The organism is Micrococcus lacusdianchii, from assembly GCF_023155805.1.
Lineage (GTDB): Bacteria > Actinomycetota > Actinomycetes > Actinomycetales > Micrococcaceae > Micrococcus > Micrococcus lacusdianchii.
The window spans coordinates 59,696-83,689 of record NZ_JAKNUW010000011.1; the positions used below are offsets into that span (position 1 = coordinate 59,696).

Annotated in this window: 22 protein-coding genes; 14 read left to right on the top strand and 8 right to left on the bottom strand. The window is 72.7% G+C overall.

All coding sequences use genetic code 11. The annotated features are described in order from the left end of the window. Positions 1-26: 26 nt before the first annotated feature. The 10 genes from ftsZ to nrdR all read left to right on the top strand — a co-directional run bounded on the left by ftsZ (position 27) and on the right by nrdR (position 10,291). A complete protein-coding gene (gene ftsZ / locus MA879_RS08315; protein ID WP_248125068.1) occupies positions 27-1,244 on the top strand; it encodes a cell division protein FtsZ in 1,218 nt (405 codons plus the stop codon). Beyond that, a complete protein-coding gene (locus tag MA879_RS08320) occupies positions 1,241-2,059 on the top strand; it encodes a purine nucleoside phosphorylase YfiH/LACC1 family protein (protein ID WP_248125070.1) in 819 nt (272 codons plus the stop codon). Before ftsZ ends, MA879_RS08320 begins: the two co-directional genes overlap by 4 nt. Continuing rightward, the gene (locus MA879_RS08325; protein WP_248125072.1) at positions 2,034-2,834 is read left to right on the top strand and encodes a YggS family pyridoxal phosphate-dependent enzyme; all 801 of its coding nucleotides are present in this window, start codon (positions 2,034-2,036) and stop codon (positions 2,832-2,834) included. Before MA879_RS08320 ends, MA879_RS08325 begins: the two co-directional genes overlap by 26 nt. Positions 2,835-2,927: 93 nt before the next feature. Beyond that, positions 2,928-3,545: a cell division protein SepF gene (locus MA879_RS08330; protein ID WP_248125074.1), complete on the top strand. Its 618-nt coding sequence runs from the start codon at positions 2,928-2,930 to the stop codon at positions 3,543-3,545. 2 nt (positions 3,546-3,547) lie between these two features. Further along, positions 3,548-3,835 carry a YggT family protein gene (locus tag MA879_RS08335; protein WP_248125076.1) on the top strand — a complete coding sequence of 96 codons (288 nt, stop codon included), beginning with the start codon at positions 3,548-3,550 and terminating at the stop codon, positions 3,833-3,835. A 117-nt stretch (positions 3,836-3,952) separates the two neighbouring features. Beyond that, positions 3,953-4,540, top strand: coding sequence for a DivIVA domain-containing protein (locus tag MA879_RS08340; RefSeq protein WP_248125086.1), 588 nt, complete (start codon positions 3,953-3,955; stop codon positions 4,538-4,540). Continuing rightward, on the top strand, positions 4,537-5,100 hold the full coding sequence (lspA, locus tag MA879_RS08345) for a signal peptidase II (RefSeq protein ID WP_418001232.1): 564 nt from the start codon (positions 4,537-4,539) through the stop codon (positions 5,098-5,100). The genes MA879_RS08340 and lspA overlap by 4 nt, the downstream gene beginning before the upstream one ends. Positions 5,101-5,121: 21 nt before the next feature. Continuing rightward, entirely contained in the window at positions 5,122-6,060 is a 939-nt protein-coding gene (locus MA879_RS08350; RefSeq protein ID WP_418001233.1) for an RluA family pseudouridine synthase, read from the top strand. A 114-nt stretch (positions 6,061-6,174) separates the two neighbouring features. Next, on the top strand, positions 6,175-9,774 hold the full coding sequence (dnaE, locus tag MA879_RS08355; RefSeq protein WP_248125090.1) for a DNA polymerase III subunit alpha: 3,600 nt from the start codon (positions 6,175-6,177) through the stop codon (positions 9,772-9,774). Between the two features lie 22 nt (positions 9,775-9,796). Continuing rightward, the gene (gene nrdR, locus MA879_RS08360; RefSeq protein ID WP_248125092.1) at positions 9,797-10,291 is read left to right on the top strand and encodes a transcriptional regulator NrdR; all 495 of its coding nucleotides are present in this window, start codon (positions 9,797-9,799) and stop codon (positions 10,289-10,291) included. Positions 10,292-10,389: 98 nt separating this feature from the next. Here nrdR and ppgK read toward each other — a convergent pair whose 3' ends face one another. Together ppgK and map are read right to left on the bottom strand one after the other, a co-directional pair. Next, positions 10,390-11,202 carry a polyphosphate--glucose phosphotransferase gene (ppgK, locus tag MA879_RS08365; protein ID WP_282447759.1) on the bottom strand — a complete coding sequence of 271 codons (813 nt, stop codon included), beginning with the start codon at positions 11,200-11,202 and terminating at the stop codon, positions 10,390-10,392. Positions 11,203-11,263: 61 nt separating this feature from the next. Further along, positions 11,264-12,205 (bottom strand): type I methionyl aminopeptidase, encoded by a 942-nt coding sequence (map, locus tag MA879_RS08370; RefSeq protein ID WP_248125094.1) that lies wholly within the window; start codon positions 12,203-12,205, stop codon positions 11,264-11,266. A 69-nt stretch (positions 12,206-12,274) separates the two neighbouring features. On the opposite strand from map, the gene MA879_RS08375 reads away from it, so the two are divergent. Next, complete coding sequence (locus MA879_RS08375) at positions 12,275-12,499, top strand: SPOR domain-containing protein (protein WP_248125096.1); 225 nt, start codon at positions 12,275-12,277, stop codon at positions 12,497-12,499. A 32-nt stretch (positions 12,500-12,531) separates the two neighbouring features. Here the strand turns inward: MA879_RS08375 and panB are convergent, their stop codons facing one another. Beyond that, positions 12,532-13,434: a 3-methyl-2-oxobutanoate hydroxymethyltransferase gene (gene panB, locus MA879_RS08380; protein WP_248125098.1), complete on the bottom strand. Its 903-nt coding sequence runs from the start codon at positions 13,432-13,434 to the stop codon at positions 12,532-12,534. Positions 13,435-13,556: 122 nt separating this feature from the next. Here panB and MA879_RS08385 point away from each other — a divergent pair, with 122 nt between their 5' ends. Both MA879_RS08385 and MA879_RS08390 read left to right on the top strand, forming a co-directional pair. After that, positions 13,557-14,897 carry a glutamine synthetase family protein gene (locus MA879_RS08385; RefSeq protein ID WP_248125099.1) on the top strand — a complete coding sequence of 447 codons (1,341 nt, stop codon included), beginning with the start codon at positions 13,557-13,559 and terminating at the stop codon, positions 14,895-14,897. Positions 14,898-14,901: 4 nt separating this feature from the next. After that, the gene (locus tag MA879_RS08390; protein WP_418001234.1) at positions 14,902-18,009 is read left to right on the top strand and encodes a bifunctional [glutamine synthetase] adenylyltransferase/[glutamine synthetase]-adenylyl-L-tyrosine phosphorylase; all 3,108 of its coding nucleotides are present in this window, start codon (positions 14,902-14,904) and stop codon (positions 18,007-18,009) included. Between the two features lie 52 nt (positions 18,010-18,061). Here MA879_RS08390 and MA879_RS08395 read toward each other — a convergent pair whose 3' ends face one another. Together MA879_RS08395 and glnA are read right to left on the bottom strand one after the other, a co-directional pair. Beyond that, the gene (locus MA879_RS08395) at positions 18,062-19,081 is read right to left on the bottom strand and encodes an LLM class flavin-dependent oxidoreductase (RefSeq protein ID WP_248125101.1); all 1,020 of its coding nucleotides are present in this window, start codon (positions 19,079-19,081) and stop codon (positions 18,062-18,064) included. A 146-nt stretch (positions 19,082-19,227) separates the two neighbouring features. Then, a complete protein-coding gene (gene glnA / locus MA879_RS08400) occupies positions 19,228-20,652 on the bottom strand; it encodes a type I glutamate--ammonia ligase (RefSeq protein ID WP_248125102.1) in 1,425 nt (474 codons plus the stop codon). A 145-nt stretch (positions 20,653-20,797) separates the two neighbouring features. Here glnA and MA879_RS08405 point away from each other — a divergent pair, with 145 nt between their 5' ends. Further along, a complete protein-coding gene (locus MA879_RS08405) occupies positions 20,798-21,325 on the top strand; it encodes an RDD family protein (protein WP_248125103.1) in 528 nt (175 codons plus the stop codon). An 80-nt stretch (positions 21,326-21,405) separates the two neighbouring features. On the opposite strand, the gene MA879_RS08410 is transcribed toward MA879_RS08405, so the two are convergent. From MA879_RS08410 to lipB, 3 genes are read right to left on the bottom strand one after another with little or no spacing between them, the layout of a single operon-like run. Then, complete coding sequence (locus MA879_RS08410) at positions 21,406-22,218, bottom strand: DUF4191 domain-containing protein (RefSeq protein ID WP_248125104.1); 813 nt, start codon at positions 22,216-22,218, stop codon at positions 21,406-21,408. A gap of 25 nt (positions 22,219-22,243) precedes the next feature. Continuing rightward, the gene (gene lipA / locus MA879_RS08415) at positions 22,244-23,251 is read right to left on the bottom strand and encodes a lipoyl synthase (RefSeq protein ID WP_248125106.1); all 1,008 of its coding nucleotides are present in this window, start codon (positions 23,249-23,251) and stop codon (positions 22,244-22,246) included. Beyond that, positions 23,248-23,949, bottom strand: a complete 702-nt coding sequence (lipB, locus tag MA879_RS08420) for a lipoyl(octanoyl) transferase LipB (protein ID WP_248125108.1) — start codon at positions 23,947-23,949, stop codon at positions 23,248-23,250. Before lipB ends, lipA begins: the two co-directional genes overlap by 4 nt. Positions 23,950-23,994 lie beyond the last annotated feature (45 nt).

The window sequence follows — 23,994 nt, forward strand, 5'->3', positions numbered from 1 at the left end:
CATCGTCGAACAAGGGAATGGACACCGTGGCTGCACCCCAGAACTACCTGGCCGTCATCAAGGTCGTCGGCATCGGCGGCGGCGGCGTCAACGCCGTCAACCGCATGATCGAGACGGGGCTCCGCGGCGTGGAGTTCATTGCCATCAACACCGACGCGCAGGCCCTCCTGATGTCCGACGCGGACGTGAAGCTGGACGTGGGCCGGGAGCTGACCCGCGGCCTCGGCGCCGGCGCCAACCCGGAGGTGGGCCGCCAGGCCGCGGAGGACCACGCCGAGGAGATCGAGGAGGTCCTGCGCGGGGCGGACATGGTCTTCGTCACCGCCGGCGAGGGCGGCGGCACCGGCACCGGCGGCGCGCCCGTCGTGGCCCGCATCGCCCGCTCGCTCGGTGCGCTGACCATCGGCGTCGTGACCCGCCCCTTCACCTTCGAGGGCCGCCGCCGCGCGAGCTCGGCCGAGTCCGGCATCGACGCGCTGCGCGACGAGGTCGACACCCTGATCGTCATCCCCAACGACCGCCTGCTGTCCATCTCGGACCGCAACGTCTCCGTCATGGACGCGTTCCGCCAGGCGGACCAGGTGCTGCTGTCCGGCGTCCAGGGCATCACCGACCTCATCACCACCCCGGGCCTGATCAACCTCGACTTCGCGGACGTGAAGTCCGTCATGCAGGGGGCCGGCTCGGCCCTCATGGGCATCGGCCACGCCCAGGGCGAGGACCGTGCCGTCAAGGCGGCGGAGCTGGCGATCGCCTCGCCCCTGCTCGAGGCCTCGATCGACGGCGCCTACGGCGTCCTGCTCTCCATCCAGGGCGGCTCCGACCTGGGCCTGTTCGAGATCAACGAGGCCGCCCGCCTGGTGCAGGAGGTCGCGCACCCGGAGGCCAACATCATCTTCGGCGCCGTCATCGACGACGCCCTGGGCGACGAGGTGCGCGTGACCGTCATCGCCGCGGGCTTCGACAAGGTGGACGCCACCTCCGCCCCGGCCGCACCGCAGCAGCAGGCCGTGCCGCAGCAGGCGCCGCAGCAGCAGCCCGCCCCCCAGCGTGTCGCCCCGGCGCAGCCGGCGCCGCAGCAGCCAGCCGCCCCGCAGCGCACCCAGGTGCCGGGCACCATGCCGCTGTCCTCCTCGGGCGGTCAGCAGCAGGCGGCCCCGCAGCGGCGCCAGCAGGACCTGCCGGCCGTGGTGGAGCCGGAGCTGGGCGCCGGCGACCTCGACGTCCCGGACTTCCTGAAGTGATCCTCGGGGAGGGGCCGGTCGGGACCCAGCCGGTCCCGTCCGGCCCCTTCGTCCACCGGGCCGACCTGCGCCCGGACTCCCGGGGTCGGCGCGCGCACGTGGCCTGGACGTCCGTGGACGCCGGGAGCCTGGCGCTGCACATCCTCGGCGCGGACAACCCCTCGGGCCGGCGTGGCGTCGAGCGGTCACGGGCGGCCGTGGAGGACGCGATGGGCGTGGCCCGCGGCAGCACGTTCTACCTGGACCAGGTCCACTCCGCGGACGTCGTGACGGCGGACGGGATCGGCTGGGGCGGAGCCGCGGGTCCCGAGGCGGACGCCTCGGTGAGCCCAGACGGCGAGCAGCCGCTGGCCGTGCTGGTGGCCGACTGCCTGCCCGTGCTCTTCGTGGACGGTCTCACCGGAGCCACCGCGGCGGCCCACGCCGGGCGTCGGGGCCTGCTGGACGGCGTCCTGGAGCACACGGTCGAGGCCCTCGAGGCGCTGCGGCCCGCGGGCGCGCGCGGCACGTTCGGCATGAAGGCGTGGATCGGCCCCGGCGTGTGCGGCCGGTGCTACGAGGTGCCGGAGGACATGCGGGCCGACGCCGCCGCGCGGATCCCCGAGCTGCACTCCACCACATCGTGGGGCACGCCCGCGCTGAACCTGCCCGCCGGCGCCCAGGCGGTGCTGCGGAGCCGTGGAGTGGCGGTCGAGCGCATCGACGTGTGCACCCTCGAGGACGAGCGCGTCTTCTCCCACCGGCGCGATCCGGGACGAGGGCGCTTCGCCGGCCTCGTGTGGACCACCGATGCGCGGGCGGACGACCGTGGCTGAGACCGCCCCCGGCCGCGCACGGGACCCTCGGACGGCCGAGCTCGCCGCGCGCCTCGACGCCGTGCGGGAGCGCATCGCCCGCGCCGCCGCGGCCGCCGGCCGCGCCGACCTCCCGCGCCTCGTGGTGGTCACCAAGACCCATCCGGCCGAGGACGTCCTGCGGCTCGCCGCCCTCGGCGTCACGGACGTCGGGGAGAACCGGGACCAGGAGGCGCGGCCGAAGGCCGCGGAGACCGCCGCGCGGCTCGGGCCGGACGCCCCGCGCTGGCACTTCATCGGCCAGCTCCAGACGAACAAGGTCAAGCACGTCGTGAAGTACGCGGCGGCCGTGCACTCGGTGGACCGGGTCGAGCTCGTGGACGCCCTGTCCCGGGCCGTGGTCCTGCGCCGGGAGCGCGAGGGCGCGGACGCCGTCGCCGACCTGGAGTGCCTCGTCCAGGTGGACGTGGACGAGCGGGCCGACGCGCACCGCCCCGAGGGGATCGGACCCCGCGGCGGGGCGCCGCTGGACCGGGTCGACGCCGTCGCGGGCCGGCTGGCCGCCGCTCAGGGGCTGCGGCTGCGCGGCCTGATGTGCGTCGCCCCGCGCGGCGTGGACCCGGCCGCCGCGTTCGCCCGCCTGGCGCAGCTCGGGGCGCGCCTGCGCGCCGACCACCCGGAGGCCGACGTGCTGTCCATGGGCATGTCCGCCGACCTCGAGGCCGCGGTGGCCGTGGGGGCGACACACGTGCGGATCGGCTCGGACATCCTGGGGCCCCGCGGCCCCGTGGGTTAGCGTGGTCCAGCGCGACCCTGTCCGGGGCGCCCGACCCGACGACGAACGACGGCGGGTCCCGACCGCGGGACCCCGACGACGCGGAGGAAGCACATGGCCGGCGGCCTGAAGAAGACGATGATCTACCTCGGCCTGGCCGACGGCGACGAGTACGAGGAGCAGCAGCGGGTCGAACCCCGCGAGGCCGCGCCCCGGCGCGACGCCGTGGAGGCCCGCCGGGTGACCGAGGACACCGCCGTGCGCACGACCCTCGAGCCTGCCCCCGCGGTCCTCTCGGCCGGTGCCGGATCCTCGGCGGCTGAGCCCGCGCCGCGCCGGGCCGTCCGAGCGGAGCCCGAGCCGACCCCTCGACCGGCCCCCGACCAGGGGTATCGTGCACCGGTCACCCCCATCAAGCGAGCTGCCGCCTCGTCGGCCGAAGGAGACTCCGTGCGCACCCTGTCTACTGTCCACCCGCGCTCCTACAACGACGCGAAGAGCATCGGTGAGGCATTCCGCTCCGGCATGCCCGTGATCATGAACGTGACCGACCTGGGCGAGAACGAGGCCAAGCGCCTCGTGGACTTCGCCGCCGGCCTCGTGTTCGGCCTGCACGGGTCCATCTCTCGCATCACGAGCAAGGTCTTCCTGCTCACCCCCGCCACCGTCGAGGTGGTGGGGGAGGACTCCCCGGCTCCGCGTGACGCGGACGCCCCGTACGACAACGACTGATCGTGCAGCTGCTCCTCGCCCTCGCCTACCTGGTCCTGACCGTCGCGCTGGCCGCCCTCACGGTGCGGATCGTCCTGGACGTCACCCGCTCGTTCGCGCGGCAGTGGCGCCCGACGGGCCCCGCCCTCGTGATGGCCAGCGCCGTGTATGCGGTCACCGACCCATCCCTGGACGCCCTGCGCCGGAGGATCCCTCCGCTCAACCTGGGCGGAGTGGGCCTGGACCTGGCCTTCCTGGTCCTGTTCCTCGCCGTGGTGCTGCTGCGAACCCTGGTGCTCATCCTGGCCTGACGGACCGGCTGGGGGCGATGATATCGTCGACCACCGACAGTCCGGCGCCCCGCGGTCGCCCGCCGTGACAGCGAATCCCCGTCCCGGCCGCCGTGCGAGAGAGAGGGGTGCCCGCCGATGGCACTGTCCTGGGAAGACGTCGTCAACAAGGAGTTCCAGCTAACCAAGTTCCGCGAGGGCTACGACCGCGAGGAGGTCGAGGACTTCCTCGACGACGTGGTCGAGGAGCTCAAGCGCCTCACTGAGGCCAACGCGCGCCTGACGTCCGAGCTCGAGGAGTGCCGCGCGGGATCCCCGGCCGCCGCGCCGGAGCCCGCACAGGCGGACCCGGCCGTCGCGGACTCGACCCCGTCCCAGGCCGTGTCCGTCCCACAGCCCGCCGCCGATTCCGCGAGCTCCGCCGCCGGCATGCTGGCGATGGCTCAGCGCCTGCACGACGAGTACGTCGCCGAGGGCGAGCAGCGCCGAGCCCAGATCATCGCCGAGGCCGAGAGCACCGCCACCACCGTGGTCCGCGAGGCCGAGGAGACCCGGTCCCGCACGCTCACGGAACTGGAGACCCGTCGCAAGGGCCTCGAGGAGGACGTCGAGCGCCTGCGCGCCTTCGAGACCGACTACCGCGCCCGGCTGACCTCGTACATCGAGGGTCAGCTGCGGGAGATCACGTCCCAGGAGCGGGTCGCGCCCGCGCAGGGGACCGTGTGAGCGCTGGCGCCGTTCCCGAGGACACCGCCGCCCGCCCCGCCCCGCCCGTCCGTCGGACGGGGGTGAGGCGCGTCGTGCTCTCCGGGCTGGCGCTGGCAGTGCTGGCCTACCTGATCGACCAGGGCACCAAGCTGTGGGTCGAGCGGACGATGGAGCTCGGCGAGTCGATCGTGGTCGTCCCCGGGCTGCTGCGCTGGTACTACATCCTGAACCCCGGTGCGGCGTTCTCCATCGGCACGGACGTCACGTGGGTGTTCACGATCGTGCAGGCGGCCGTCGCCGTCATCGCCCTCGTCAGCCTGCTGCGTGCCCGGTCGTGGGCGTGGGGCCTGGCCCTGGGCGGGCTGCTGGGCGGCGTCCTGGGCAACCTGACGGACCGGCTGTTCCGGCCGCCGTCGTTCGGCCAGGGCCACGTGGTGGACATGATCTCCGTGCCGAACTTCGCGGTGTTCAACGTGGCGGACTCCTTCATCGTGTGCTCGATCATCGGCCTGTGCCTGCTGATGATGACCGGCCGGAACCTGGACGGCACCTGTGACGGTGCCGCCGGACGGGACTGAGCGATGGGGCTGCGACCGGGCGTGACCGAACGACTCGAGGTGGACGACGCCGCGGCGGGCCGACGCGCCGACGCGGTGCTCGCCGAGGCCTTCGGCGTGTCCCGCGCCTCGCTGGCCGACCTGTTCGCCCGCGGCCTGGTCCGCGCCGAGTCCCGCACGGGCCGCCGCGACCGCGTGCTGGCGAAGTCGGCGAAGACGACGGCGGGCGAAAGCCTCGTCGTCGACGTGCCGGACGACCCCGACCCCCTGGAAGTGAGGGCAGAGACCGTGGAGGCCATGACGATCCTCTACGAGGACGAGCACATGCTGGCGGTGGACAAGCCGACCGGCGTGGCCGCGCATCCCTCCCCGGGCTGGTTCGGCCCCACGGTGGTCGGCGGCCTGGCCGCCCTCGGCCACGACATCTCCACCTCGGGCGCTCCAGAGCGCCAGGGGATCGTGCACCGGCTCGACGTCGGCACCACCGGCGTCATGGCGGTCGCCAAGACGGAGCGGGCCTACACGGCCCTGAAGGACCAGTTCCGCGACCGGGTGCCGGAGAAGGTGTACCACGCGGTGGTGCAGGGCATGCCGGACCCGCTGGCCGGCACGATCGACGCGCCCATCGGGCGCGACCCGGGCCACCACTGGCGGTTCGCCGTGCTCGAGGGGGGCCGGCCCTCGGTGACCCACTACGAGACCCTCGAGGCGTTCGGGCGGGCCACCCTCCTGGAGATCCACCTGGAGACGGGCCGCACCCACCAGATCCGCGTGCACACCTCCGCCCTGCGCCACCCGTGCGCCGGCGACCTCACGTACGGGGCGGACCCGCGGCTGGCCGCCGAGCTCGGCCTGACCCGGCAGTGGCTCCACGCGCACCGACTCGTGCTGCCGCACCCGGTCACGGGCGAGACGCTGCGGATCGAGTCTCCGCACCCGCACGACCTCGCCCGCGCCCTGGAGGTCCTGCGCGGCGGCTGAGCCCCGCCCCGCCCGCCCCGCGGCGCCGGCCACTAGACTGGTCCGGTCCCGCACCCCGCCGTCCGACCGGTCGGTGAACCGTCCGCGCGGGGCGTCAAGGAGGATGGACGCGTCATGACCGTGCAGCAGGAGACCACCGCGGAGGCCACGGGGGACGGCGGGTTCGTCCATCTGCACACGCACACCGAGTACTCCATGCTCGACGGCGCCGCGAAGCTGGACGAGCTGTTCGCCGAGGCCCGCCGCCTGGGCATGGACTCCCTGGCCATCACGGACCACGGCTACCTCTTCGGCGCGTTCGACTTCTGGAACAAGGCGACGCAGGCCGGCGTCAAGCCGATCATCGGTCTCGAGGCGTACCTCACGCCCGGCACGCAGCACCGCACGGACAAGGCGAAGACCCGCTGGGGTGAGCCGCACCAGCGCGGGGACGACGTGTCCGGCGGCGGCGCGTACACCCACATGACGCTGCTGTCCGAGGACAACACCGGCATGCGCAACCTGTTCAAGATGGGCTCGATCGCCTCCCTGGACTCGGTCTACGCGAAGTGGCCGCGCATCGACCGCGAGCTGCTGAGCCAGTACTCGAAGGGCCTGATCGCCACCACCGGCTGCCCGTCCGGGGAGATCCAGACGCGCCTGCGCCTGGGCCACTACCGCGAGGCGTTGCAGGCCGCTTCGGACTTCCGCGACATCTTCGGCAAGGACAACTTCTTCTGCGAGGTCATGCACCACGGCCTCGACATCGAGCGCCGGGTGATGGAGGACCTGCGCCGGCTGGCCAAGGACCTGGGCCTGCCGTTCGTGGCCACCAACGACCTGCACTACACGCACGAGCACGACGCGAAGGCCCATGAGGCGCTGCTGGCCATCCAGTCGGGCTCCAAGCTCAACGAGCCCACCTACGACCAGGGCGGCTCCCGCTTCGCCTTCGCCGGCACGGAGTACTACCTGAAGTCCCCGCGGCAGATGCGGGAGCTGTTCCGGGAGCTGCCCGAGGCGTGCGACAACACACTCCTGATCGCCGAGCGGTGCGAGGTGTCCTTCGACACCGACGCGAACTACATGCCGCTGTTCCCCACCCCCGAGGGGGAGGACGAGACCAGCTGGCTCATCAAGGAGGTCGCCAAGGGCCTCGACTACCGCTATCCCGACGGCGTCCCGGACCACGTGCGCAAGCAGGCGGACTACGAGCTGGACGTCATCATCTCGATGGGCTTCCCGGGCTACTTCCTCGTGGTGGCCGACTTCATCACCTGGGCCAAGGACAACGGCATCCGCGTGGGCCCCGGCCGCGGCTCCGGCGCCGGCTCGATGGTGGCGTACGCGCTGCGCATCACGGATCTGGACCCGCTCAAGCACGGCCTGATCTTCGAGCGCTTCCTCAACCCGGACCGCGTGTCCATGCCGGACTTCGACGTCGACTTCGACGACCGCCGCCGCTCCGAGGTGATCGACTACGTCACCCGCAAGTACGGCGACGAGCGCGTCACCATGATCGTCACGTACGGCACCATCAAGACCAAGCAGGCGCTGAAGGACTCCGCCCGCGTGATGGACCAGCCGTTCTCGATGGGCGAGGCGCTCACCAAGGCGCTGCCGCCGGCGGTGATGGCGAAGGACATCCCGCTGAAGGACATCGAGGATCCCGAGGCCACGCGCTACGCCGAGGCCGCCGACTTCCGCCAGCTGGTGGCCACGGACCCGGTGGCCAAGGAGGTCTTCGAGACCGCCAAGGGCATCGAGGGCCTGAAGCGCCAGTGGGGCGTGCACGCCGCCGGCGTGATCATGTCCTCGCATCCGGTGATCGACGTCATCCCGATCATGCGACGCCTGCAGGACGGCCAGGTCATCACCCAGTTCGACTACCCCACCGCCGAGGGTCTCGGGCTGATCAAGATGGACTTCCTGGGGCTGCGCAACCTCACGATCATCTCGGACGCGATCGAGAACGTGAAGGACAACACGGGGATCGAGCTGGACCTCGAGACCCTCGACGTGGACGACCGGGCGTCCTACGAGCTGCTGGCCCGGGGCGACACCCTCGGCGTGTTCCAGCTCGACGGCGGGCCCATGCGCTCGCTGCTGAAGATGATGCGGCCGGACAACTTCGAGGACATCTCGGCGACCATCGCGCTCTACCGCCCGGGGCCCATGGGCGCGAACTCCCACACGAACTACGCCCTGCGCAAGAACGGCCAGCAGGAGATCACCCCGATCCACCCGGAGCTCGAGGAGCCGCTGAAGGACATCCTCGACACGACCTACGGCCTGATCGTGTACCAGGAGCAGGTCATGGCGATCGCCCAGAAGGTGGCGGGGTACTCGCTCGGCCAGGCGGACATCCTGCGCCGCGCGATGGGCAAGAAGAAGAAGTCGGAGCTGGACAAGCAGTACGCCGCCTTCCAGCAGGGCATGCTGGACCGGGGCTACTCGCAGGCGGCCATCACGGCGCTGTGGGACATCCTGCTGCCCTTCTCGGACTACGCGTTCAACAAGGCGCACTCGGCCGCGTACGGGCTGGTGTCCTACTGGACCGCGTACCTCAAGGCCCATCACCCGGCCGAGTACATGGCGGCGCTGCTCACCTCGGTGGGCGACGACAAGGACAAGCTCGCCATGTACCTCAACGAGTGCCGCCGCATGGGCATCACGGTGCTCCCGCCGGACGTGAACGAGTCCTTCCAGAATTTCACCCCGGTGGGCACGGACATCCGCTTCGGCATGGGCGCGGTGCGCAACGTCGGCACGAACGTGGTCAAGGGCATGGTCCAGGCCCGCGAGGACAAGGGCGCGTTCACGGGCTTCGGCGACTTCCTCGCCAAGGTGCCCCTCGTCGTCTGCAACAAGCGGACCATCGAGTCCATGGTCAAGGCGGGCGCCTTCGACTCCCTCGGCTACGCCCGCCGCGCCCTGCTGGCCGTGCACGAGGAGGCGGTGGACGCCACGGTCCAGCAGAAGCGCAAGGAGGACCACGGTGAGTTCACCTTCGACCTGTTCGCCCTCGGGGGTGCGGGAGAGGAGGACGACTCGGACGCCGCGGACGGCGTCGCCGTGCCGGACCTGCCCGAGTGGCCCAAGAAGGAGAAGCTCACGTTCGAGCGGGAGATGCTCGGCCTCTACGTCTCCGACCACCCGCTGCAGGGCCTCGACGCGGTCCTCGGGCAGTTCGCGGACACCCCGATCACGCGCGTGCTCGACGACGACGGGCCGGCCGACGGCGCGCACGTCACCATCGCGGGGCTGATCACCACGCTCGAGCGGCGGATCGCCAAGAGCTCGGGGAACGCCTACGCGCGCTGTGAGATCGAGGATCTCGGGGGCTCGATGGACGTGATGTTCTTCGGCCAGGTGTACGCGCCGATCGCCATGATGCTGCAGGAGGACCTCGTCGTCGCCGTGAAGGGGCGCGTCCAGCGCCGCGACGACGGCTCCGTGGTGCTCTCCGCCATGGAGCTGGCCATCCCCGAGCTGACGGACGCCACCGGCGGGCCGGTGCGGATCACGATGCCCGCGTTCAAGGCCACCGAGCGCGTGGTCGGCCAGCTCGCCGATGTGCTGCGCACCCACGAGGGCTCCTCCGAGGTCCGCCTGACCCTCGCGGGCCAGCGCGGGGCGCAGGAGTTCGCGCTCGGCCCGCAGTTCCGGGTGGCGCCCACGCCGGCCCTGTTCGGGGACCTGAAGATCCTGCTCGGCCCCGCCTGCCTGACCTGACCCCGCCGAGAGGACGCCCGCCGTGCACTGCCCCTACTGCCGCCACGAGGACTCCCGCGTGGTGGACTCCCGCTCCCTCGAGGACGGCTCCGCCATCCGTCGGCGCCGGCAGTGCCGGGCGTGCGGCAAGCGGTTCACCACCATGGAGACCACGTCGCTGACCGTGGTCAAGCGCTCCGGGGTGGCCGAGCCGTTCGACCGGTCCAAGGTCATCAACGGGGTCCGGAAGGCCTGCCAGGGCCGGCCCGTCTCGAGCGACGACCTCGCCGTGCTGGCCCAGGAGGTCGAGGAGGCCGTGCGCGCCTCGGGCCACGCCGAGGTGGACGCCCACACCGTCGGCCTGGCGATCCTCGGGCCACTGCGACAGCTCGACCAGGTGGCCTACCTGCGCTTCGCGTCGGTCTACCAGGACTTTGAGTCCCTGGACGACTTCGCCGACGCCATCGCCGAGCTGCGCACCCAGGAGACGGCGGCACGCGGCCGGGCCGCGGTGCAGCCGCGCCTGCCCAGGCGCTAGAGTGTCCGTCGTGGCCGCCATGTGCGGCCAGTGGACGCCGAGGGCGGTTCCGGAGGGGAAGCCGGAACCGCCTTCGGTGCGTCCGGGGTCGGACCTCGTCAGGCCCCCGTGCGGTCCGACGGGTCGGCGTGGGCCGCGAGTGCGGCCCCCACGATCCCGGCGTTGTTCTTCAGCTGCGCGGGCACGATCGGGGTGTCCAGCGTCAGCAGGGGCAGGTAGTCGTCGGGGCGCTTGGAGATGCCGCCGCCCACGATGACCAGGTCGGGGGAGAAGATCCGCTCCACGTGGGAGAAGAACCGCTGCAGCCGGGTGGCGTACTCGGGCCAGGACAGGTCCTCGCGCTCGCGGGCCTTCGCGGAGGCCCGGGTCTCGGCCAGGACGCCGTCCAGCTCGAGGGAGCCGACCTCGAAGTTCGGGATCAACACGCCGTTGTGGATCATCGCACCGCCGATCCCGGTGCCGAGGGTGATGACCAGCACGAGCCCGTCCACGCCGCGGCCCGCACCGTAGCGGGCTTCGGCCAGGCCGGCGGCGTCGGCGTCATTGACCACGGCAACGGGACGCTGGAGGGCGTCCTCGAAGGTCTCCTGCAGGCTGACGCCGATCCACGAGTGGTCGATGTTGTTCGCCGAGCGGCACACGCCGCGCTGGACGATCGAGGGGAAGCAGACGCCCACCGGCATGTCCGGGTGGGGCGCCTTCGGCCGCGCGTCGAGCTCGGAGACGATCTGCGTGAGCGTGCGCGCCATCGTCTCCGGCAGGGCCGGTTGGGGCGTGGGCAGGCGGAAGCGCTCACCGCGCAGGGTCCCGGACTTCGGGCCGGCGCCCAGGCGGACGATGCCGCCCTTCATGCCGGTGCCGCCGATGTCGACGCCGAGGACGGCGGGGTGCGTGGACGGGGAGGGGGGCAGGTGCGGGACCGCACCGGTGTTCGGGAAGCTCACGGCCGCCAGTGTACGGACCCGGTCCGGGTCAGGGCAGCGTGAGAATCTCCGCGCCGTCGTCCGTGACCACGATCGTGTGCTCGAACTGCGCGGTGCGTCGTCGGTCCCGGGTCACCACGGTCCAGCCGTCGTCCCACTGGTCCCACTCGATCGTGCCGAGGGTGAGCATCGGCTCGATGGTGAACACCATGCCGGGCACGAGCAGGCGGTCGTGGGCCGGGGCCGCGTCGTAGTGGGGGATCACGAGGCCGGAGTGGAAGTCCACGCCCACGCCGTGGCCGATGAAGTCGCGCACCACGCCGTAGCCGAAGCGCTTGGCGTAGGACTCGATGGCCCGGCCGATCACGTTGACCTGACGGCCGGGCTTCACGGCGCGGATGCCGCGGCGCAGGGCCTCCTCGGTGCGCTCCACGAGCAGGCGGGACTCCTCGTCCACGTCGCCGACCAGGTAGGTGCGGTTGTGGTCCCCGTGGACGCCGTCCAGGTACGCGGTGATGTCCAGGTTCACGATGTCCCCGTCCTCCAGGACGGTGCCGTCCGGGATGCCGTGGCAGATGACCTCGTTGATCGAGGTGCAGATGGACCGCGGGAAGCCGCGGTAGCCCAGGCAGGACGGGTAGGCGCCGCGCTCCACGAGGAAGGCGTGCGCGATCCGGTCCAGCTCGTCCGTGGTCACGCCCGGACGGATGTGGGCGGCGGTGTGCTCCATCGCCTGGGCCGCGAGCCGGCCGGCGGCGCGGATCCGGGCGATCCCCTCGGCGTCGTACACGTCCGAGGCGTTGCCCTCGTCCGCTGTGGCCTTGCCGACGTACTCGGGGCGGGGGATCGACGCCGGCACGGGCGGGGCGGGCGAGGCCGCGCCGGGGGTCAGCAGGCCCACGGGCGCGAGCGAGCCCGGCTCCGGGGCGGGCGGGCCCGCGGGACGGGGGCCGTTGTGGCTGGCGGGGGCGGAGGAGGTCTGCGCGGACATGCCCCCAGGGTATCGGGGACGTCCGCTCCGGCTGTCCGGGCGGGGGCGGGCCGGTCTAGGGTGTGGGCCATGACTGACACGCACGAGCCCGGCAGCGGCTTCTGGTTCAACGTCCGCACCCACCAGGTGGAGGAGGGGCCCCAGTCCGACTGGAAGGACCTGCTCGGCCCCTACGGCTCCCGCGCCGAGGCCGAGGGCGCCCTCGCCAGGGTCCAGGCCCGCAACGAGGCCGCGGACCGCGCCGACGAGGCCGAGGACGACTGGGACGCCAACCCCTTCAACGACAAGTCCTGACCCCCGGCCCCGCCCCTGCACGGGGCGGGCCGTCAGGCCTCGAAGCCGTGCTCGGGCGCGGGGAAGGAGCCGTCGAGGATGTCGGCCCGGTAGGCCCGCACCGCCTCGCCGACCACGTCGTGCAGGCGGGCGTACTGCTTCACGAACCGGGGGACGCGTCCCGTGCGCAGCCCGAGCATGTCCTGCCACACGAGGACCTGCCCCGTGGTGTGGGGGCCGGCGCCGATGCCCACGGTGGGCACCTGGACCGCGGTCTCGACGGCGGCGGCGACGTGGGCGGGGACCATCTCCATGAGAACGGCGAAGGCACCGGCCTGCTCGAGCGCGCGAGCGGAGGCGACCACGCGGTCGGCCGCGCCCTCCCCGCGGCCCTGCACGCGGTAGCCGCCGAGGACGTGCTCCGACTGCGGGGTGAAGCCGATGTGCGCCATCACGGGCACGCCGGCGGCCGTCATGGCCGCCACGTGCGGGGCGAACCGCTCGTCCCCCTCGGCCTTGACGGCGTGCACGCCGGCCTCCTTCATCAGGCGCACCCCCGCCGCCACCGCCTGCTCGGGAGAGGCCTCGTAGGAGCCGAAGGGCAAGTCGGCCACCACGAGCGCCCGGGAGGCCCCGCGGACCACGGCGGAGGAGAACAGGACCATCTGGTCCAGGGTGACGGGGAGCGTGGAGGAGTGGCCCAGTACGGTGTTGCCCACCGAGTCGCCCACCAGGAGCACCTCCACGCCGGCCTCGTCGAACAGGGCGGCGGTCATCGCGTCATAGGTCGTGAGCATGGCGAAGCGGCGCCCCTCGTCCTTGGCCCGCTGCAAGTGGACCGTGCGGACCCGGGCGGGGGCGGGCGGCGTCGTCGAGGGTCCGGCCGGGGCGGCGGAGGAGGCGTAGGGGGCGGCGGTCTCGGCTCCGGCGGCGTCGGGCGCGGGGGTCTGGCTCATGGGCCGCAGTCTACGGGCGGGGCCCGTCCGGGCGGCCGGCGGGACGGCCCGCACGGCCGGCGGGTCGGCCCCCGGCACGCGGGACGACCCCCACGGCAGCGGCTGGCGTCTAGAGTGGCGGCATGGACCGTCAGCAGGATTTCGTGCTCCGCACCATCGAGGACCGGGACGTGCGCTTCGTGCGTCTGTGGTTCACGGACGTCATCGGCACCCTCAAGTCCGTGGCGCTCGCGCCCGCGGAGGTCGAGGCGGCGTTCTCCGAGGGGCTCGGGTTCGACGGGTCGTCGATCGACGGCTACACCCGCATCTCCGAGTCGGACATGCTGCTCCGGCCGGACCCCTCGACGTTCCAGATCCTCCCGTGGCGCGGCGAGGCCGGGAACTCGTCCCGCATGTACTGCGACGTGCGCACCCCGGACGGCCGCCCCGCACCGGCCGATCCCCGCAACGTCCTGCGCCGCGTGCTGGACCGTGCATCCGCGATGGGCTTCAGCTGCTACACGCACCCCGAGATCGAGTTCTACCTCCTCGCGTCGGACGTCCCCGGCCCGGACGGCGAGCCGGTGCCGGTGGACCGGGCCGGCTACTTCGACCACGTCCCCGGCGGTGCGGCGCAGGACTTCCGCCGAGACGCGGTGATGATGCTGGAGGACATGGGCATCTCCGTGGAGTTCAGCCACCACGAGAACGGCCCCGGACAGAACGAGATCGACCTGCGCGCCGCGGACGCGCTCACCACGGCGGACAACGTGCAGACGTTCCGCACCATCATGAAGGAGGTGGCCGCGCGCCAGGGCATCTACGCCACCTTCATGCCGAAGCCGTTCGGCCGGCACCCCGGCTCCGGGATGCACACGCACTTCTCCCTCTTCGAGGGTGACTCCAACGCGTTCTACGACCCGGCGGACGAGTTCCGGCTCTCCCTCATCGGGCGCCGGTTCATCGCCGGGCTCCTGCGCCACTCCGTGGAGATCAGCCTGGTCACTCATCAGTTCGTGAACTCCTACAAGCGGCTGTGGGGCGCGGACGAGGCGCCCTCCTACGTGTCATGGGGGCACAACAACCGCTCCGCCCTCGTGCGCGTCCCGCTGTACAAGCCGGACAAGGCGGGCTCCGCCCGCATCGAGTACCGCGGCATCGACGCCTCCGCCAACCCGTACCTGGCCTACGCGCTGCTGATCGCGGCCGGTCTCAAGGGGATCGAGGAGGGCTACGACCTCCCGGAGCCCGCCTCCGAGGACGTGGGCGCCCTGTCCGCCCAGGAGCGGCGGGTGCTGGGCCACGCCTCGCTTCCGGGCACGCTGCACGACGCCGTGCGGGCCGCTGAGGAGTCGGAGTTCATGGCGGAGGTGCTCGGCGAGCACGTGTACGAGGCACTGCTGCGCAACAAGCGCCATGAGTGGGACGACTACCGCGTCGAGATCACCCCCTACGAGCTGCGTCGCTACCTCACGGGGCTCTGACCCGGTGAGCGCACTGCCCCCGCCCCCCGCAGCCTCCGGGGGACTGCGCCGTGCCCTCGGCCACGCGGGCGTCGTGGACCTCGCACGGGCCGAGCGGCTCCTGGACTCGCCTGAGCTCGCCGGGCAGGATCTCGGAGCCCTCGTGGCCGGCCTCGGGCACGCCGCCGACCCCGATCGGGCCCTGCTGCTCTACATTCGCCTGGCGGAGCGGGCGCCGTCCGTGCACGGCATCCTGGACGACGCCGGGGGCACCGCGGCCCTCCTGCGGCTGCTGGGTGCCTCGGAGGCGCTGGGCGAGTTCCTCATCCGCCGCCCCGAGCACCTGGACCTCGTCCTCGCCCCCGAGTCGGCGGCTGCGACCGCCCCGGCCCTGGCCCAGGCCGACCCCGCCGCGGGCCCGCCCTGGGCGGACGAGCCCGCCGCCCTGCGCGCCCTGCTGCTGGAGTCCGTCGGCGCCGATCCGCGTTCGCCCCGGCCCGTGGCCTCCCTCACCGGCGTGGACGCCGCCGTGCCCCTGCGCCGCGCCTACCGGCGCCAGCTCGCCGCCGTCGCCCTGGCGGACCTGGGCTCGCAGGACCCCACGGCCGTCCTGCCCGGCGTCGGCCGCTGGCTCGCCGACCTCGCGGGAGCCGCGGTCGAGGCCGCGCTGGCGGTCTCCCGCGCCGAGCTCGCCGCCCGCGCGGGCGCGGCGGTGGACCACCTGGACCTCGCCGTGATCGGCATGGGCAAGTGCGGTGCCCGGGAGCTCAACTACATCTCGGACGTCGACGTGGTGTTCGTGCACGAGGTGGACGACCCCGCCGCCGAGGACGCGCCCGACGACGCCACCGCCTCCCGCCTCGCCGCGGACCTGGCCGCCGGCATATCCCGCGTCCTCACCGCTCCCGCGCCGGAGCCCGGGCTGTGGGAGGTGGACGCCAACCTGCGCCCCGAGGGCAGGGATGGGGCGCTCTCCCGCACCCTGCCCTCCCATGTGGAGTACTACCGCCGCTGGGCGCACGGCTGGGAGTTCCAGGCCCTGCTCAAGGCCCGTCCCCTGGCGGGCGGGGCGGACCTGGGGCGGCGGTACGTCGAGGCCGTCTGGCCCCGCGTGTGGGAGTCGTCCGCGCGCGAGGGATTCGTGGAGAACGTGCGACGCATGCGCACCCGCGTGATTGACACGATCGCCCGCGGCGAGCGGGACCGCGAGATCAAGCTCGGCCCGGGCGGCCTGCGCGACGTCGAGTTCACCGCCCAGCTTCTCCAGCTGGTCCACGGCCGCGCCGACGAGAGCGTGCGCGTGCGCGCCACGCTCGACGCGCTCGAGGCCCTCAACCGTGCCTCCTACATCTCCACCCCGGACACGCGGCGCTTCGTCGAGCACTACCGGTGGCTGCGGGCCCTCGAGCACCGCATCCAGCTGGTCCGCCTGCGCCGCACCCACCTGATGCCCGCCACGGAGGCGGCCCAGCGCGTGGTGGCCCGATCCTTGCGCGGGGCCGGGGACACGGCCCCCGTGGCGGCCGAGGTCCTCGTGTCCCGCTTCGAGGCCGTCCGCCGCGAGGTCCGCTCCCTGCACGAGACGGTCTTCTACCGGCCCCTGCTGTCCACCACGGCGGCGCTGTCCGAGGACGAGGTCCGCCTCACCGCCGAGGCCGTCAGGGCGCGCCTGTCCGCCCTCGGCTATCGGGACCCGCGCTCGGCCCTGGGACACATCGAGGCGCTCACCCGCGGCGTGTCCCGGCGCGCGGCCGTCCAGCGCCAGCTGCTGCCGGTCATGCTCGGCTGGTTCGCCGAGGGCCCGGACCCCGACGCCGGCCTGCTGGCCTTCCGCCGGCTCTCCGAGTCCCTGGGCGCCACCGCGTGGTTCCTGCGCATGCTGCGCGACTCCTCGGACGCGGCGCACCGGCTGTGCCTGGTGCTGGCCAGCTCCCGCCGGGTGGGGGACCTGCTCGAGCACTCGCCGGAGTCGGTCGCCTGGGTGGGCGACGCCCGCGAGCTCGCGCCCCGCTCCCTCGAGACGCTGTGGGGGGAGGTGCAGGCCCGCCTGGACCGCCGTGGCGCGGAGGAGGGCGCCGCGCAGGTCATCCGACACGTGCGGCAGATCCGGCAGCGGGAGGTCCTGCGGATCGCCCTGGCGGACATGACGGGGGTCTGCTCCCTCGAACAGGTGGGAGCGGCGCTCGCCGACGTCGACCAGGCCGCCGTGCTCGGCGCCCTGCGGGTGGCGCTGCACGCCACGGTCGGGGACGGCGACCAGCTGACGGATCTGCTCGTGGTGGCCATGGGCCGGCAGGGCGGCCGGGAGATCACCTACGGCTCGGACCTGGACGCGATGGTGGTCCACCGCCCCCGCGCGGGCGCCGACGCCTCCGCGGCCGCGCAGCAGGCCGAGGCGGTGGCCCGCCAGCTCATCGGGCTGCTGTCCCGACCGGCGCAGCCGCCGCTGCCGAACGAGCATCCCCTGGAGGTGGACCTGGATCTGCGCCCGGAGGGCAGGCAGGGCCCGCTCGTGCGGACCCTGGACTCGTACCAGGAGTACTACGCCCGGTGGTCGGAGGTGTGGGAGCGCCAGGCGCTGCTGCGCGCCCGTCCCGTGGCCGGCGACGACGACCTGGCCGCGGCCTTCGTGCGCTGGGCGGACGGGGAGCGGTACGGGAGGGACCTCACCGCCGCCGACGCGCGGGAGATCCGCCGCATCAAGGCCCGCGTGGAGGCCGAGCGTCTGCCGCGCGGCGCCGACCCCTCTCGACACGTCAAGCTCGGCCGCGGCGGCCTCTCCGACGTGGAGTGGCTCGTGCAGTCCCTGCAGCTGCGCCACGCCCACGAGGTCGAGGACCTGCGGGTCACGGGCACGCTCCCGGCGCTGCGGGCCCTGGCCCGCCACGAGCTGCTGAGTGCCTCCGAGGCGGCCCTCCTCGAGGAGGCCTGGCTGATGGCCACCCGCGTCCGCGCCTCCCTGGTGCTGTGGACCGGCAAGGCCTCGGACGTGCTGCCCACCAACGCCCGTGACCTGGGCGCCCTCGCTCACCTGGGCGGCGGGGACGACGACGGGGCGGCCTTCGGGGAGCGCTACCTGCGGGTGACCCGCCAGGCCCGTCAGGTGTTCGAGCAGCGGTTCTACGGTCTCTGAGCCGCGCCGACGGGGCCCCGCGCCGACGGGGCCGAGCCCCCGGCGGACGGGATCAGCCGCGGACCACGTGCTCGCCGAGCAGCTCCAGGGCACGCACCCGCGCGGCCTGGTCCGGGGCCGCCGTCGTGACGATCAGCTCGTCGGCCTGGACCCTCTCCGCGAAGTCGAGCAGCCAGGTCCGGACCGCGGGGCCGGTGCCCACCGCGGAGCACTCGAGCATGCCGAGCACCTGCTGACCCGCGGGGGAGTCGAGGAGCATGTCGACCTCGTCCTCCGTGAGGGTGCGGCCCCGGCCGAGCATCATGCGGATCCGCTGGCGCCGGGTGAGCTCCCACTGCTCCTGCGCCTCGACCTCCGAGTCTGCCGCGATCACGTTGGCGGCGGCGATGAAGTGAGGACGGTCCAGGGCGTCGGAGGGCTCGAAGTGCTGGCGGTAGAGGCGGGCGGCGTGCTCGAGCATCTGCGGGGCGAAGTGGCTGGCGAACGCGTAGGGGAGGCCGAGGCGCGCGGCCAGCTGGGCACCGAACGCCGAGGACCCCAGGATGAAGAGCGGCACGTCCGTCCCGGCGCCGGGATAGGCGGCGATGCCCGGAATGCGGGACTCGCCCCGCAGGTAGCCCTGCAGCTCCAGGACGTCCTGCGGGAAGCGCTCGGCGGCCTCGGGGGAGCGGCGCAGCGCCTGCAGGGTGCGCTGGTCCGTGCCGGGCGCGCGGCCCAGGCCGAGGTCGATCCGGCCGGGGTGCAGCTCGGCGAGCGTGCCGAACTGCTCGGCGACCACCAGCGGCGAGTGGTTCGGGAGCATGACGCCGCCCGAGCCGACCCGGATGGTGCTGGTCTGCGAAGCCACGTGGGCGATCAGCACCGCCGTGGCGGAGGAGGCGATGCGGTCCATGTTGTGGTGCTCGGCGTACCACACGCGGTGCAGGCCCTGGGCCTCCGCCACCCGGGCCAGCTCGACGGACTGGGCGATCGCCTCGCCCACGCCCTGTCCGGTGCTCACCGTCGCCAGGTCCAGCAGGGACAGCAGCGGGCCGGGGACGGCGTCAATAGAGGCGGTGGGGGTCGCGGTCATGCCCGGCACAGCGTCCCCGCCCGCGGGACTATTCCCGCCACGCGTCGACCGCACCCCGCGGGGACGTGGGGACGCGATGACGCCGGCCCGTCCCGAGGGGGCGGACCGGCGTCGAGCGGGTGCCACGGCTCAGGCCGGGACGGGGATCACACCGAGTAGTAGAGCTCGAACTCGTAGGGGTTCGGGCGCAGCGACAGCGGGGCGATCTCCGTCTCGCGCTTGTAGTCGATCCAGGTGCGGATGATCTCCTCGGTGAAGACGTCGCCCTCGAGCAGGAACTCGTGGTCCTCCTCCAGGGCGCGCAGGGCCTCCTCGAGGGACGCCGGGGCCTTCTGGATGTCCGCAGCCTCCTCCGGCGGGAGCTCGTAGAGGTCCTTGTCGATCGGCTCGGCGGGCTCGATGCGGTTGCGGATGCCGTCCAGGCCGGCCATCAGCTGCGCGGCGAACGCCAGGTACGGGTTGCCGGAGGCGTCCGGGGCGCGGAACTCGATGCGCTTGGCCTTGGGGTTGGCGCCGGTGATCGGGATGCGGATGCCGGCGGAGCGGTTGCCCTGCGAGTACACCATGTTCACGGGGGCCTCGAAGCCCGGCACCAGGCGGCGGTAGGAGTTCACCGTGGGGTTGGTGAAGGCGAGCACGGCCGAGGCGTGCTTGAGCAGCCCGCCGATGTACCACCGGGCCGTGTCGGACAGGTTGGCGTAGCCCTGCTCGTCGAAGAACAGCGGCTCGCCGTCCCGCCACAGCGACTGATGGCAGTGCATGCCGGAGCCGTTGTCGCCGAAGACCGGCTTGGGCATGAACGTCGCGCTCTTGCCGAACTGGTCCGCCACGTTCTTGACGACGTACTTGAACTTCTGCAGGTCGTCCGCCGAGTGGGTCAGCGTGTTGAACCGGTAGTTGATCTCGGCCTGGCCCGGTGCGGCGACCTCGTGATGGGAGCGCTCGACCTCGAGGCCCACCTCCGCGAGCACCGCGCACATCTCGTCCCGCAGGTCCGCCTGCTTGTCGGTCGGGGACACGGGGAAGTAGCCGCCCTTGACGGCGGTCTTGTACCCCTGGTTGCCGCCCTCGTCCCGGCGCCCGGTGTTCCACCAGGCCTCGTCCGAGTCCACGGCGTAGAAGGAGCCCTTCGGGTGGGACTCGTAGCGCACGTCGTCGAAGACGAAGAACTCGGCCTCGGGGGCGAAGAAGGCCGTGTCCGCGATGCCGGTGGAGGTCAGGTACGCCTCAGCGCGCTGGGCGACGCCGCGCGGGTCACGCAGGTACGGCTCGCCGGTGCGCGGGTTGACGATGGAGAAGTTCATCGTCAGCGTCTTGCGCATGCGGAACGGGTCCAGGAAGGCGGTCCCGACGTCCGGGATCAGCTGCATGTCGGATTCGGCGATCCCCGCGAAGCCGCGGATCGAGGACCCGTCGAACAGCTGGCCGTTGACGAAGAAGTCCTCGTCCACGGAGGAGGCGGGGACGTTGAAGTGGTGCTGCATGCCCGGCAGGTCGGTGAAGCGGATGTCGACGAACTCGACTCCCTCCTCCTTGATGTAGGCGAGCACTTCCTCGACGGAGGTGAACATGGTGCTGGTGGCCTTCCTGGAGACGGTTCGGACGTCCGCGCGCCGAGGCGCACGGCATGGGTCCACCGTAGCGATCCCGCGTGTGCCCGGCGTGACGTGCGTGTTTCGGGACTGTAACGTCCGGCCCTCGCACTACCCTGGTCGGGTGGCACACCGAGCATCTGACCCCCAGGACCGTCCCCGCGACGCAGGACCCTCTGCCGCCGGCCGGCCGAGCGGCGGTGACGAGCCGCTGATCTCCCGCCAGGACCTCGGCGGGTGGATCGAGGGGCCGGGGGCAGGGAGCATCGGCGGACGATGGCCCGGTGATCTGCTCGGACTGCCCGAGCACGGACCCGCATCGATGGCCACGGCGGCCCGCCGCGCCGCCGCCCTCGTGATCGACTGGGCGATCGCGCTGGGGATCTCCGGGGTGCTGTTCTCGGGGGACCCCATCGCCACCCTTCTGGTCTTCGCCGCGATGCACGTGGTGGGTCTGAGCCTGCTGGCCACCACCGTCGGCAAGGCCCTGTGCCGGATCCAGGTGGTCGCCGTGGGCGGTCGCACGGCCCCCGTGCACCGCGTGCTCGTCCGCACCGCCCTGCTGTGCCTGGTCCTGCCCGCCGTCGTCGTCGGCCCCGACGGCCGCGGGATGCACGACCGGGCCGCGGGCACGGTCGAGCTGCGCATGTGAGACGCCGCGCGCGGGTGCACCCGTGCCCGGACACGACGGCGCCCCACCGGTTCCACCGGTGGGGCGCCGTCGTGTTCACGTCAGCGGCCGCGCAGGCCGCGGCGGTCGGGCCGGGCGCGCATCGGGTCCACGCCCTTGGGGATGGGCAGCCGCTGGGCACCGAGGGCGTTCAGGCGCCTGTCCACCGCGGCGACCTCCTGGGCCGTGAGCTTCTTCGGCAGGGACTTGAGCGTCTTGGGGACCTCGTGCAGCGGGGTCTGGCCCTCGCCCCGACCGGTCTGCACCACGTGCACCGGGACACCGGGCAGGAAGCGCTCCATCGCGCGCTCCTCCTTGGACAGGAGCTTGCCGACGCGCTGGACCGGCCCCTCGGTGACCAGCACGACTCCCGGCCGGCCGATCGCCCGGAAGACCAGGTCCTGGGTCTTGGGATTCATCGCCACCGGCTGCTCGGACACGATCCAGCCGCGGCGCAGCGAGGACAGGGTGGCACCCGCCGCGCCGGTCTGGCCTTCGAGGCGCGAGTACATCGCCTTCTCGCCGAGCCGGTTCATCACGATCACCGCGGCGAGCACGCCGAACGGGAGGGCGATCAGCAGCCACGTGATCCAGTTCTCCAGCAGCAGACCGATCACCAGCCCCACCAGCAGCGCCGCCCCGAACGCCAGACCCATCCAGAGGGGCAGGCGCGGCTCGTGCTGCCTGGTGACCGCGTAGACCTGCTTGAGCTGCGTGATGATGCCCGGTCCGCCGGCGGAGCGCTTGCGGGCGCGGTCCGCCTTGGCGTCCGCCTTGATCTGGCGGCGCCGATCGCGCTGCATCGCCTTCACCTCTTTGAGGGAAGCCGCGGTGGAGCCGGACGAGGACACGGGGGTGGGGGCGTTCTTGGCCATGGTGGATCCAGTCTACCGGCGGGCCTCAGGACATGCGGGCGACGACGGCGGCCGCCTCCTGCTTCGCAGTGCGCTCCCCCTTGAGGTGCTCGAGGTGGGCGGGCACCTCCCGGCCGAGGCGTTCCATGGCCTGGGCGTAGAGCTTGCCCGCACGGTAGGACGAGCGCACGAGCGGACCCGCCATCACCCCGGCGAAACCGATCTCCTCGGCGCGCCGGGACCACTCGACGAACTCCTGCGGGCGGACCCACCGCTCGATCGGGTGGTGGAGCTTGGAGGGGCGGACGTACTGGGTGATCGTGATGATGTCGCAGCCGGCCTCGTGCAGGTCCACGAGGGCCTGGTCGATCTCGTGGTCCTCCTCGCCCATCCCCAGGATGAGGTTGGACTTGGTGACGAGCTCCTGCTCCTTCGCCATCGTCAGCACGCGGAGCGACTTCTCGTACGTGAAGGCCGGGCGGATGCGCTTGAAGATGCGCGGCACGGTCTCCAGATTGTGCGCGAACACCTCCGGGCGGGCGTCGAAGACCTGCTGCACGAGCTCGGGGACGGCACCGAGGTCCGGCGGCAGGATCTCCACGCCCGTGTTCGGGTTCAGCTCGTGGATCCGCCGGATCGTCTCCCCATAGAGCCACGCCGCGCCGTCCTTCTGGTCGTCACGGGCCACGCCCGTGACGGTGCAGTAGCGCAGGTCCATCTCACGGATGTTCTGGGCCACCTTGAGCGGCTCGTCCAGGTCCAGCGGGAGCGGACGACCCGTGGCGATGTCGCAGAAGTCGCACCGGCGGGTGCAGATGTCCCCGCCGATGAGGAACGTGGCCTCCCGGTCCTCCCAGCACTCGTAGATGTTGGGGCAGCCGGCCTCCTCGCACACGGTGTGCAGGCCGGACTTCTTCACCGTGTTCTTGAGTCCCACGTACTCGGGGCCCATGTGGACCTTGGCCTTGATCCAGTCGGGCTTGCGCTCGACGGGGACCTCGGCGTTGCGGGCCTCGACGCGCAACAGGCGACGGCCCTCGGGTGCGGCGGTCATGCGGGCGTTCCTTCCGTGGGGGTCAGGGCGATGTGCTGGGGGCCCAGGTCCTCGACGTGACGCACGAGGAGGGGCAGCACGTCGGCCGGGGTCAGGGTGCGGCCGGTCTCGGCGCTCAGGGTGGTGGTGGCGGCGTCGGCGATCCCGCACGCCACAATGCTCTCGTAGGGCTCCAGCGAGTTGGAGCAGTTCAGGGCGAAGCCGTGCATCGACACGCCCTCATGGATGGAGAGGCCGATGGCGCCCAGCTTGCGGTCGGGACGGGCGCGGCCGGCGTCGTCGGTGTCCGCGGGGATCCAGATCCCTGCGCGGCCGTCGACGCGGACGGCGGCGACGCCGTGGTCCGCCGCGGTGCGGATCAGGACCTCCTCGAGGAACCACACGTAGTCCTTGACGTGGGCGCGGTCCCGCAGGCGCACCACGGGGTAGCCCACCAGCTGGCCGGGCCCGTGCCACGTGATCTTGCCGCCACGGTCCACGTCCACCACGCGCGCCCCGTCCGTGGGGCGCTCGCGGTCCTCCGTGCGGCGCCCCGCGGTGTAGACGGCCTCGTGCTCGAGCAGGAGGATCCCGCCGGGAGAACGGCCGGCGACGACGTCGGCGTGCAGGGCCCGCTGCAGGTCCCACGCGCGCTCGTAGTCGACGAGGTCGGGAGCGAGGCCGAGGACACGGACGGGCGGCAGGTCGGGCGCGGACATGGCCTCCACTGTAGCCGCCGTCCCGACGGGCCTGTGGACGGCCGT